General features: G+C 61.9%; 8 protein-coding genes. 6 read left to right on the top strand and 2 right to left on the bottom strand.

From position 1 onward, the window contains the following. Positions 1 to 21: 21 nt before the first annotated feature. A complete protein-coding gene (locus ACLH0K_RS11465; RefSeq protein WP_411373725.1) occupies positions 22 to 1,488 on the top strand; it encodes a sensor histidine kinase in 1,467 nt (488 codons plus the stop codon). Positions 1,489 to 1,560: 72 nt separating this feature from the next. Here ACLH0K_RS11465 and ACLH0K_RS11460 read toward each other — a convergent pair whose 3' ends face one another. Then, on the bottom strand, positions 1,561 to 1,809 hold the full coding sequence (locus tag ACLH0K_RS11460; protein ID WP_003804966.1) for a WhiB family transcriptional regulator: 249 nt from the start codon (positions 1,807 to 1,809) through the stop codon (positions 1,561 to 1,563). 343 nt (positions 1,810 to 2,152) lie between these two features. Here ACLH0K_RS11460 and ACLH0K_RS11455 point away from each other — a divergent pair, with 343 nt between their 5' ends. Then, positions 2,153 to 2,524 carry a hypothetical protein gene (locus ACLH0K_RS11455; RefSeq protein WP_411373724.1) on the top strand — a complete coding sequence of 124 codons (372 nt, stop codon included), beginning with the start codon at positions 2,153 to 2,155 and terminating at the stop codon, positions 2,522 to 2,524. Here ACLH0K_RS11455 and ACLH0K_RS11450 read toward each other — a convergent pair. After that, positions 2,521 to 6,585 (bottom strand): FtsK/SpoIIIE domain-containing protein, encoded by a 4,065-nt coding sequence (locus ACLH0K_RS11450; RefSeq protein ID WP_411373723.1) that lies wholly within the window; start codon positions 6,583 to 6,585, stop codon positions 2,521 to 2,523. The two genes, ACLH0K_RS11455 and ACLH0K_RS11450, sit on opposite strands and share 4 nt — an antisense overlap. A gap of 242 nt (positions 6,586 to 6,827) precedes the next feature. Between ACLH0K_RS11450 and glf the strand changes: the two genes are divergently transcribed. The 4 genes from glf to ACLH0K_RS11430 are packed head-to-tail and all read left to right on the top strand — an operon-like array spanning position 6,828 to position 11,643. Then, positions 6,828 to 8,015, top strand: coding sequence for a UDP-galactopyranose mutase (gene glf / locus ACLH0K_RS11445; RefSeq protein ID WP_411373722.1), 1,188 nt, complete (start codon positions 6,828 to 6,830; stop codon positions 8,013 to 8,015). Next, positions 8,012 to 10,036: a glycosyltransferase gene (locus ACLH0K_RS11440; RefSeq protein WP_411373721.1), complete on the top strand. Its 2,025-nt coding sequence runs from the start codon at positions 8,012 to 8,014 to the stop codon at positions 10,034 to 10,036. The genes glf and ACLH0K_RS11440 overlap by 4 nt, the downstream gene beginning before the upstream one ends. Continuing rightward, positions 10,033 to 10,914, top strand: a complete 882-nt coding sequence (locus ACLH0K_RS11435; protein WP_411373720.1) for an ABC transporter permease — start codon at positions 10,033 to 10,035, stop codon at positions 10,912 to 10,914. Before ACLH0K_RS11440 ends, ACLH0K_RS11435 begins: the two co-directional genes overlap by 4 nt. Next, positions 10,915 to 11,643: an ABC transporter ATP-binding protein gene (locus ACLH0K_RS11430; protein WP_411373719.1), complete on the top strand. Its 729-nt coding sequence runs from the start codon at positions 10,915 to 10,917 to the stop codon at positions 11,641 to 11,643. It begins immediately after the preceding gene. The last annotated feature ends 2 nt before the right edge of the window (positions 11,644 to 11,645 follow it).

The following is an 11,645-nucleotide window of genomic DNA, read 5'->3' as shown; positions in this document are numbered from 1 at the left end:
GGCGTCGCAAATGGAGGTGCAGTGGCAATCTTTACGGACCCCATCAGGGAGCATGCTGATTTCGGGCCGGGCGATGCCGAGTGGCTGCACCTCCTGGTGGGGGACTGGCAGATGGTCGCGGACCTGGCGTTCGCCGACCTGGCACTCTGGTTCCCCCACCCGGATTATGGGTACGTCGCACTGGCGCACGTCCGGCCCTCCACCACGCACACGGTGTTCCACGGGGACTTTGTGGGCGAGGGGATCCGGGCTGACCTGCGCCCGCTCGTGGACAAGGCGTGGAACAGCCGCGCCATCGAGCGATCCAGCGAGACCAACTGGAGCAGCGACATGGCACTCCGCGTTGAGGCCGTGCCCATGGTCCGCAACGGCCGGACGCTTGCCGTGGTCACCACCCATATGGACCTGTCCAGCTCCCGGATGCCATCGCGCCTGGAGCTGACCTACCGCCAGTGCGCCTACGACCTCCTCCGCATGGGGACGCTCGGGTTGTGGCCTGATTTCGCCTCACCCACCGGATCACGCCGGGGTGCGCCACGCGTGGGGGACGGGCTGATCAGGCTTGACGCCGAGGGCGTCGTGCAGTACGCGAGCCCCAACGGTGTCTCTGCGTTCCGCCGTCTTGGCGACGGGGAATCGCTGGAGGGCCGATCCCTCGCTGAAGTCACCGCCAGCCTGCTGAAGGACCGGCGCATGGTGGACGAGACGCTGCCCCTGGTGGTCACAGGCAGGATGCCGTGGCGCAGTGAAATCGAGTCCCGCGGCGTCAGCCTGTCCTTGCGGGCCATTCCGCTCCGCGACGAACAGCAGCGTTTTGGCGCCCTGGTCCTCTGCCGGGATGTTTCCGAGCTGCGCCGCCGTGAGATGGAGCTGGTAACCAAGGACGCCACTATCCGGGAGATTCACCACCGGGTGAAGAACAACCTCCAGACCGTTGCAGCGCTCCTGCGGATGCAGTCCCGCCGCATGGTCAGCGAGGAGGCCAAACAGGGCCTGGAGCAGGCAATGCGGCGGGTGGCCACCATCGCGCTGGTGCATGAAACCCTATCCCAGGGGCTGACGCAGAGTGTTGACTTCGACGAGCTCATTGGACGCCAGTTCAGGCTGTCCGCGGAGGTGGCGTCGCCCTCGCAACAGGTCAGGACGGAGCGCTCCGGAACATTTGGTGAGCTGCCCAGCGACCTGGCCACGCCGCTTGCACTGGTCATCAACGAGCTGGTGACCAACGCCGTCGAACATGGCCTCGAGGGCCGCGCGGGCACGGTGTGGCTGGTCGCCGACCGCTCCGAAGGGGAAGACGGCGAAGAACTCACCGTGACCATTGCCGACGACGGCGTTGGCCTACCCGAGACACCACACGTTGAGGGGCTTGGCCTGCAGATCGTGCGGACCTTGGTGACCAGCGAACTGGGCGGGACGATTCAGTGGCAGCCGCGCGAGGGCGGCGGTACTGCCGTCCGCATCCGGCTGAGCCTGGCGGGGAAATAACTGCTTAAAGATGACAGCCCCTGCTGCAACTACGAGGTTGCGGCAGGGGCTGTCTGTTTTGTTTTCGCGCGATCAGGAAGCGCGGCGTGCCCGGGCTGCCCGGCGCTTCAAGGCGCGGCGCTCGTCTTCGCTCATGCCACCCCATACGCCGGCGTCCTGGCCGGACTCGAGTGCCCACTGCAGGCAGGTGTCCACTACCGGGCACCGGCGGCAGACGCTTTTGGCTTCCTCGATCTGCAGGAGGGCAGGCCCGGTGTTACCGACGGGAAAGAAAAGTTCCGGGTCCTTGTCCAGGCACGCTGCGCGGTTACGCCAATCCATGCTGATCAGTTGCTCCATTTCTGGGAAGTGCTTCTTGTGAAATAATTCACTAGTAGCTACAAAGGAAAAGGGCCCGGCAGGGCCCCCTTGGTCATCTGAATCAAGCCTGTCATGTTAACGCTGTGTAAACAAGGGGTAATAACGCCTGATATCCCCGGAACGCTGAGCGATACATCACACTGGCCGCACTGGCCCACCAATCTCCGACTATGTCCGGTATGGTGCGAGTGTGTCAAGACCCCCGGAGAACCCTGCCCAATCTCCATCGCCTGCAGACGAACCGCGGCCAGGGCCCCTTAACCACGCCGGAGCAACGACTGGAGCGCCCGCACCCGTGTTGGTCGTGGCACTCGTTGTCGCTGTGGAAGCCACGGCACTGCTTGTTGCTGCCGGCTGGTACGGCTACCAGCTGTTGACGGGAAGTCCGGTCCTGTCCTTTTGGGGCGCTGTCTTCACTCTGGTGCTGCTGCTTGCATTCGCGGCCTGGCTCTACTCCGTCGCGGTGTTTCTTAACCGCGGCTACCGCTGGACCCGGGCAGCAGCCCTTGTGGCCCAGCTGTTCGTGTTGACGATCGGATTTCCGACGCTGACCGGGGGACTTGTTGTGGCCGGCCTGGCCATGCTGGTGCCGGCAGTCGCCGCGATCATTCTCCTGTTCCACAGCAAGGTGATCAGTTTCGCGTCACGCACGGGAAGTGCGCCGCCCACTCTTTAGCTGGATGCCTGGACCCGTGATCTTCGTACTCTGATGGACTCTTTGCTGCCGCACCAGGGAGTTTGGATGGCAGTGGCACGGCCGCCGGTGATTAAGACTGCACGGCCCGGTGGCGGCGACGGCTCCACTTCGAACCGCACCCCAAAGACGTCCCCATCGGAAACAGTGCGAGGGCACAGCAAGATTCCGGTGCCGCTCGCGCGGGCGCTCATCATCAGCGGCACGCGCTGCAAGAGCAGGGGACTGAAGGCCGCTGTCAGGATCACCGCCAGGCCCAGCTCCTGCAGTTCGCCCAAGTCGCGCAGGGTTGCGGGCGTCATCAGGTCTGCATCATCGGCGAGGAGCACGGTATCTTTGGCCACCAGGCCTGCCCGCGCTGATGCCAGGGTCTCAGCCCACAGTCCGGCTCTGCCGTAGACGGTGTCTCTGGCGTCGGGGGAGAGCCAGCGCCGCCCGGGATGCAGGGCCTGCAGCGTCCTGAGAAAATTGGTTCTGCCGCTGCCCGGGCTGCCGAGGACTGCCAGTACGGCTCCTGCCTGCAACCGGCAGGAAATGGGCGCCGGTTCGTCACCGCCCACTCCGATGAGCAAGTCGGGCTGGGCTTGCCTGTGCTCTGCCGTAACTGATGCAGCGGCGCCGCTGGGGCCGCCCGCCAGGCCGTTGATCTCAGCCGTGGTGATTCGTTCCGGCAACGGTTCCACCCGGAAGGGGGGCTTTTCGTCCCGGTGCCCTGCGCTTGCGGCCGCCAGGGTATTCTCCTGGTCGTGGCCCGCGGCAGGGCGGTAAAGCTGGCAAACGGCTGGACCCCCACCTGAAACCGGCCCAAAAGCCACCGCCCTGCCTCTTACGGCTGCAGTGGAGGGCATGCGGGGCCACGCCAGCCTGCTGTCATCGTTTGAGCCTGCGGGGAAGTAGAGCCGGTTGGGAAGGGCTCCACTGAATCGCGCGTGCACCAGCTCCCGGTCTCCGCTGATTATTACAGTAATCCCGGCCCGCGCCCCGTCCCGGATGAGGTCGTGTACGAGGTCCTCCGCGCGCGCCAGCGGCCCCGCCCTGAAGGCAGACATCCAGGAACCCCATCCGGAGACCACGAGGACAAGCGGTACGGCGTCATTTTCGGGGCGGCTGAGCCGCTGTGCAAGCTCCTCCGCCAACCGTTCCAGGACCCGGACCCCGCGTCGAAGTTCGTGCAGGCCGGTGACTGCACCGACCCGTGCATGTCCGGCCGCGGACCGAAAGGTTCCGGTGCTGTCCAGGAAGTAGCAGTGAACCATACATGGCTGGGTCAGCAGGCGCCGCACGGCAAGTTGCATCGCGTCGCCGGTGCCGGAGCCGGGCGCACCTATCAGTGCGAGGTGGCCGTCTTTCACGGGCCCCCAGGCCAGTGGCTCCACGCGTTGTGCATCGGGCAAGTCCATCAGGCCCAGCTGTAGCGTCCACTCCCGCTCTCGAGGGTGAAACACGCTGCGGGTCTCAAGATCCGTCAGAGGCTCCCCGATATCCTGTGGCAGGGGTGGGGCAACGGGAGCGCGTGGTGGATCTCCCTGCCTGGCTGCCCAGGCGTCACGGATCAGGGTGACCAGGGGAGCCGCAGCGTTCGCTGGTGTTGGTAGTCCTTCCCTCTCCCCACGGGGCGGGCCGAAACGAAGGTAATCAGTGGCCAGTTGCACTGAGATATCGCCGGCATCTGCCGTAGCTTGGAGCCGCCCTGTTGTTGCTGTCTGGAATTCCTGGGCCGGTTCCGTGCCCCGGGCAAGGAAGGCGCGCCCCGGCTTTTCGATGCTGATGGCTGATGCTGCCTTGGTGCCGATGATATCGACCGACTCCATCTCGGACTGGACCCGCAGGGCGATGCTGGTGGTGACGTTGGCGCGGATGTCCGCCGTCAGGGCACCCTGCGGCCTTTGGGTTGCCATCACCAAGTGAATACCGAGGGACCGGCCAATGGAGGCAATCCGCAACAGCTCGCGGAGTACTTCAGGCGCATGATCTACGAGCATTCGAAACTCATCGATGATGATTACCAGGTGGGGGAGCGACAAAGCTTTCGCAGCCCCTGTGGAACGGTAAGTGGCCAGGTCCGGGACCCGCGCAGCAGCGAGGGTTTCCTCCCGGAGATTGATTTCGGCTCGCAGGGAGATGAGTGTCCGTTCGAGCTCCCCGCTTTTCAGGTCTGTCAGCAGTCCCACGCAGTGGACCAACCCTGTCAAGGGACCGAGCCCCGAGCCGCCCTTGAAGTCGACAAAAAGGAAGTTGATCCGGTCCGGGGGATAACTGAGGGCAAGACCCAGGGTAAGGGTGCGGAGCAGCTCGGACTTGCCGGACCCGGTAGTTCCGGCCACCAGCAGGTGCGGTCCCTCGGCGTGCAGGTCCAGCATTGTGGTGCCGACGGCCGAGCGGCCCAGCGGCACGGCAAGTCCGTCGTTGACCGCGCTCGCGTCCCAGGCGGCAGCAGTTTGCACTGCAGAGACATCCAGCAGCTCTTCCAAGCCACAGGCGGTAGGGACAATCGGCTCAGCGCTGCCCGCCGGATCCGGGACAGCAGCCGATCGGCGGCAAAAAGCGTCGAAAACGCCTACGGGTGTGAGGTCAGGAACGAAGACCACGTTTCCCTCCCGCCGTCGAAGGGTTGAGCGGCTTTCTGCAAGGATGACATCCGCGGGCTGCGCTTCCGGTCCGGTTGCCTGAAATTCGAGCACGTGCCACTGGTTCTGGACTGCAAGCTTGACCAGTGCGGCCGTTGTGGCCTCATCGGCACGGGCTTGAGCAAGGATGAAAACACCTCGGCTGTGCTTGCTCACTGCCTGTGTCAGCGCCTGTCGGCAAGCATCCGCCGTTGCTGTGAGCGTCACCTGCGGGAGATAGCGTGCGGCCATGGGGAGGTTTCCGGGCTGCCCGTGAATAACAACCCGCATATGGCGGCAACGCGGGTAGCCGGACACTTGCATCAGAAGCGACCGGGTCATCCCGTCGAGTAGAGGCGGGGTTCCTTGGAACACGGTCCGGGAAGCCGACAGGTTAAAGAGAACAGGGACCTCTCCGGCGCTCGGCAGATCCGCGGGCATGGTCCCGCCGTTGATAGTGATGTTGGCCGATTGCTTTGCCTGTCCGAGCCGCAGGCATACGCCGCCCTCTTCCGGCAGCTGCGGTGGTGGACGCTTGGCTTGTCCCAAGGCGAGTACGAGGGTGGCAAGAGAAGGACCGGCTGCCATGCGCCGTTCCCGGTCCTGACATACGGCATCCTTCACCGCTGCAGCGAACTCCCGCTGCTGGCGCCTGCCGGCGACGAGGGGGATCAGGAGGGCGAAGGCGGAAGTTGCAGCGAATGCGAGGAACATCCACATACCGGTGAATACAGCGAGGCCGACCCCAATGGCCAGGGGCAAGGCCGCGGTGACGAGAAGAGTTCCTTTGCCGCTCGGCGTGTTCCGGCCCGGTATGGCGATGGGTTCTTTCACCGGCGCTCCCGCCCTCATGAGAGCTAGGTCTGGAACATCGGTGAACACGATGGACATGCTTGTGTTTCCGCACCGGATCGATGAACCCGTGGTTACAGCAGCGTTCCGGACTTGTTCGCCGTTAACATATGTGCCGTTCGCGCTGTCCAGGTCTTCGATGAAGATGTCTGTGTCCGTCACTATAAGACGGACATGGTGCCGGGACAGTTCCGCGTCAGCAATAACGATGGCCGCGCCACTCCGGCCGAGCGTATAGGTGCCGCGCCGCAAAGGCATGACGATGCCGGCGCCCGCGCCCGTGTGGACAGCCAGCGCAAGCGGGGCGGCCGAAATGCTCTCGGGGCGCCGGTTCCGTTGCTTCGGGCGCAAAGGTGCGGCACCGCCGTCGAGCAATACTGCGCCGTTCATGAACGGTGCCGTCCCGAGGCGCAGGGACCGCAGGTCCTCACCATCAACGGTGATTGAGCCTGTGCCGAACTTATCCTCGAGGTGCTTACAGACATCGGCTCCCGAAGCACCTTCCGGAGCGTCGATGGTTAGTTCGAGCGGTCCGGCCGGCAGATGCGACCCAGGGCCGCGAACCAGTGTGCAATGCAGTGTCATGGATACGATCCTTCTTGCCTGTGCATCCAAGTTAGCTTTCAGAACCTGCCACCAGCCTTGGGGATTTGCCCTATGTGGACAATGTTCATGAAAAACGAGGCGGCTTGCCCGGCCCATGTGGGAAATGTCCCCTGACGCACGCGACCGGTGCCTGATTCGACCCGCGGCGCAGTCCCTCGGGTAGGCTAGAGCAGCAGACAATGCGCATCATTGCGCTGCCCGCAATCAAACCAGGAGATTTTGTGACCGCTGACCTTGTCATCGTAGGGTCTGGCTTTTTCGGCCTGACAATCGCAGAACAGGCCGCTTCGGAGCTCGGGCTGAAGGTCGTTGTCATCGACCGACGCCACCACATTGGCGGTAATGCCTACAGCGAAAAGGAAGAACAGACAGGTATCGAGGTGCACCGCTACGGTGCCCACCTGTTCCACACCTCCAACGAGCGCGTGTGGGAGTACGTCAACCGTTTCACCACATTCACTAATTACGTTCACAAGGTCTACGGAGTGCACAAGGGTGAGGTCTACTCCCTCCCCATCAACCTCGCGACCATCAACCAGTTTTTCCGGGCTAACATGACCCCGGGCCAGGCCCGGGAGCTGATTCAGGAACAGGCCGGCGAGCTGGCAGGTACGGATCCTCAGAACCTGAACGACAAGGGTATCCAGCTGATCGGCCGCCCCCTCTACGAGGCGTTCATCAAGCACTACACCGGAAAGCAGTGGCAGACGGATCCGAAGGATCTGCCCGCCGGCATCATCTCGCGGCTCCCCGTGCGCTACAACTACGACAACCGGTACTTCAACGACAAGTACGAGGGTCTGCCCACCAACGGGTACACGGCCTGGATCGAGAAGATGGCCGAGCACCCGAACATCGAGGTGCGCCTGAACACCGACTTCTTTGACGAGTCGCACGAGTACAGCAAGAACAAGGTGGTCGGAAAGATCCCTGTGGTCTACACGGGGCCTGTCGACCGCTACTTCGACTACGCCGAAGGCGACCTCTCCTGGCGCACCATCGACTTCGAGGAAGAAGTCCTCGACATGGAGGACTTCCAGGGCACGTCAGTTGTGAACTACAACGACGACGACGTTCCCTACACCCGTGTCATCGAACCCCGCCACTTCCACCCCGAGCGGGACTACCAGACCGAGAAGACAGTCATCATGCGGGAGTTTTCCCGCTTCGCTGAAAAGGGCGACGAGCCGTACTACCCGGTCAACACCGCCGCGGACCGTGAGCGCCTGCTCAAGTACCGCGACCTGGCCGCGGCAGAAAAGGACGTCCTGTTTGGCGGACGCCTGGGAACATACAAGTACCTGGACATGCACATGGCCATCGGTTCGGCGCTGAGCATGTTCGACAACAAGATCCGGCCGCACTTCGAAAGCGGCGTCAAGCTGGAAAGTGGAGGCGTGGACGCATGAGCGTAACCACGGACACCAAGAAGCAGAACGCCGTAAAGGCCGATGCAGCGGACAGCCACAGCGGCTGGCAAACCCTGCAGCGGGTGATTCTGCCCAGCGCCAGCCAGATGGACACGGTGCCCCTGTACATGGACATGGGTACTGCAACCGGCATTCAGCTTCCGACTGTGGGGGACCGGGACGGCAAGCCCACGAAGGCCCGGACCATCAGCAGTCCCAGCAAGGAAGCACACGTAGAGGATTTTCTCTCACGCTTTTCGACGTCGGTCAGGTCGGGGGAGAGGGTTTCCTTCGGCAGCTATTTCAATGCGTTCCCTGCAAGCTACTGGAGGCGCTGGACCACGGTCGATAAAGTCCGCCTGCAGGTCCGTACCCAGGGCGCCGGCTCCGTCATCGTGTACAAGTCCAATGCGCGGGGTTCTCTGCAGCGGGTGGACACACGCCGGGTTGAGGGCATCGCGGAGAACCATTTTGAGCTCACCCTTGCGCCCTTCGGCGACGGCGGGTGGTACTGGTTCGACCTTGTCGCAGGATCCGAGCCGCTGGTCATGCTGGATGCGGAATGGCAGGGGCCTGCCGTTGCCACAACTCCTGGCTCCGTCACGCTTCAGATCACCACATTGAACAAGACGGAGTTCTGCCTCAATAACCTGCGGCTGCTTGCGCAGACCGACGAGGCACTGGCGTACGTCAAGGAAGTACTGATCGTCGACCAGGGAACGCAGAAGCTCACGGACGCCGAAGGCTTCGAAGACGTCAAGAAGTCGTTGGGGGGCAAGCTCCGGATTATCAACCAGGCGAACCTCGGCGGATCCGGCGGGTTTGCCCGAGGCATGTTCGAAGCAGTCGAAAATGGCAGCGACTACGTCCTCCTGATGGACGATGACGTAGTGGTAGAGCCTGAAAGCATCATTCGATTGCTGACTTTTGCGGACAGGTGCAAGACGCCCACGCTGGTGGGCGGACACATGTTTGACCTTTACAACAGGACCGTCCTCCATACTTTTGGGGAGGTTGTTAACCCTTACCGGTTCCAGCCCACGCTGCCGAGCGAGGACATGTACCTGGGGCACGACTTCCTGACCTCCAACCTGCGCCAGACCTCATGGCTGCACCGCCGGTGTGACGTCGATTACAACGGCTGGTGGATGTGCCTGATCCCGACCAAGGTGATCCGCGAAATCGGGCTCTCGCTTCCGCTGTTCATCAAGTGGGACGACTCCGAGTATGGGCTGCGTGCAAAGGCTGCCGGCTATCCCACCGTCTCCCTTCCCGGTTCCGCTGTTTGGCACGTTTCGTGGATTGATAAGGACGACCTGGTTGGCTGGCAGGCCTACTTCCATGCCCGCAACCGGGTAGTGGCGGCACTTCTCCACAGTCCCTATGAGTTCGGCGGACGCGTCATCAAGGAGTCCCAGTACGCGGATGTGAAACACCTTGTGTCCATGCAGTACGCGACTGCCCATGGACGCCAGTGGGCGCTGGAGGACGTGCTTAACGGACCCCATGCTTTGCCCGATCTGCTCGACAAGAAGCTGCCGCAGATCCGTCAGATGATGGCGGACTACTCGGATTCTGTGTTCCGGCCGGACCCCGAGGATTTCCCCGCGCCGAAGATGGATAAGCCGCCGCGGCGTGGCCACGGTCCGTCGAAGCCATCAAAAATCACGCTTCTCCCGTGGGCAGCAAAAACTGTCGTCAGGCAGCTCGCCAGTCCGGTCAAGGGCACAAGTGCCGAGCGCCCACAAACCACCGTTGCACATCAGGACAACCGCTGGTGGCGTATGGCCCAGTATGACAGCGCAGTTGTTTCGAATGCAGAAGGAACGGGAGCCTCCTGGTATCGGCGGGATCCGAAACGGCTTCGTAAAATGCTCGCGGAAAGCGCCCGGCTGCACTCAGCCCTCCTGAAGGAATGGCCCGTCCTCAGCAAGAAATACAAGGCCGCTGTCTCCGAGCTGACGTCCATGGAGTCCTGGAGGAGGACGTTCGAGCAGCACACCCAGAACGAGGTTCGATGAGCGCAGTTGCTCAGGGAGAGCTAACTACTCCTGGCTTGGGCGGGGGGCTCCGTGATATCCGGCAGTCGGGTTTCCTGCTCAAGCTCCTGGTCCGCAAGGAACTCAAGGTACGTTACCGTGGCTCGGTTCTCGGACTGCTCTGGTCCTACGTGAAACCGGGAGTGCAGTTCATTGTTTTCTACGTTGCGTTGGGAGTGTTCCTTGGACTCGAGCGCAGCCCGAGGAATCCGGAAGGCTTGGCCAATTACGCCGTGTACCTCTTCTCTGGCATTGTCCTAATCAACTTCTTTTCCGAAGCATTGGGAAATGCCGCCAGGTCCATCGTCAATAACGGAAACCTGATCAAGAAGATCTACCTTCCCAGGGAATTGTTTCCTGTGGCTTCCGTCTGGGTTTCGGCTGTCCACTTCTTCCCACAGATGGTTGTGTTGTTGGTTGGATGTATCTTTGCCGGCTGGCGCCCGGACTTCGCCCAAATTCTGGCGGCTATCGCCGGTTTTGCCATCGTGGGGATGCTGGCCACCGGGCTCGGACTGTTATTCGGCGCAGCGAATGTATACTTCCGCGATTCAGAGAATCTTGTAGACATGTTGTTGATGATTGCAACGTGGGCATCCCCGGTCATGTACGCGTGGAACATGGTCCAGGAGAAACTTGGAAGTGCGTGGTTTGCTGTGTATCAGGCAAACCCAGTGACGATTGGAGTGGAACTTTTCCACTACGCGTTCTGGTTTTCGACAACAGATGGTTCCGCGCCGATGCCGCCTGACCTGTTCGTACTCTGGACACCTGTTGGGCTTGGGATAGCGCTACTGATCCTGGTGTTGGGCCAAATGACTTTCCGGCGGCTTGAGGGCCGCTTTGCCCAGGAGCTTTGAGTGGTAAATGCAATTGAAGTATCTGCTGTCAGCAAGCAGTTCGTCCTCAGGCACACCCGGTCCATCAAAGAGGCGGTTGTGTGGCTAATCAAAGGCCGCAAAGGGGATCTTTCCGAGAAGTTCCATGCCTTGAAAGACGTGACGCTGGATATCAAGACGGGCGAGACCGTTGCCTTGCTGGGACTCAACGGGTCTGGCAAGTCCACGTTGCTCAAGCACATATCCGGTGTGATGCTGCCGGATTCGGGATCCGTGCGAACACGGGGCCGGGTGGCAGGGCTGATCGAAGTTGGGGCTGGCTTCCATCCTGACCTCTCCGGCCGCGATAATGTCTACCTCAACGGCGCTATTCTGGGCATGACCGAGAAGCAGATCCGGGAGCGTTTTGATGACATCGTGGAGTTCTCGGAAATCGGGCAGTTCATTGATACCGAGGTCAAGTTCTATTCTTCGGGGATGTATCTGCGCCTTGCCTTTTCAGTGGCCGTGCACACAGATCCTGAGGTGTTCCTCATCGATGAAATTCTGGCCGTTGGTGACGAGCCGTTCCAGCGAAAGTGCATTAGCAAAATCGAGGACCTCGCCCGGGACGGCAAGACGCTTGTGGTGGTAAGCCATGACCTTGATCTGGTATCGCGCATTTGCCAGCGCGGCGTCGTTTTAAGGCACGGAAAAATTGTCTTTGACGGAGATATCAATTCCGCTGTTGCTCTTCTGCGTGCTTCGTAGTG

The sequence above is a fragment of the Arthrobacter sp. MPF02 genome (genome assembly GCF_046605375.1).
GTDB lineage: Bacteria > Actinomycetota > Actinomycetes > Actinomycetales > Micrococcaceae > Arthrobacter.
The sequence above is the reverse complement of the archived record's forward strand: the minus strand, read 5'-3'. Positions and strand labels throughout refer to the sequence as shown.

Coding starts and splice junctions, on each gene's coding strand:
- ACLH0K_RS11435 (WP_411373720.1), top strand. CDS start 10,033: ATGAGCGCAGTTGCTCAGGGAGAGCTAACTACTCCTGGCTTGGGCGGG.
- ACLH0K_RS11450 (WP_411373723.1), bottom strand. CDS start 6,585: ATGACACTGCATTGCACACTGGTTCGCGGCCCTGGGTCGCATCTGCCG.
- ACLH0K_RS11440 (WP_411373721.1), top strand. CDS start 8,012: ATGAGCGTAACCACGGACACCAAGAAGCAGAACGCCGTAAAGGCCGAT.
- ACLH0K_RS11460 (WP_003804966.1), bottom strand. CDS start 1,809: ATGGATTGGCGTAACCGCGCAGCGTGCCTGGACAAGGACCCGGAACTT.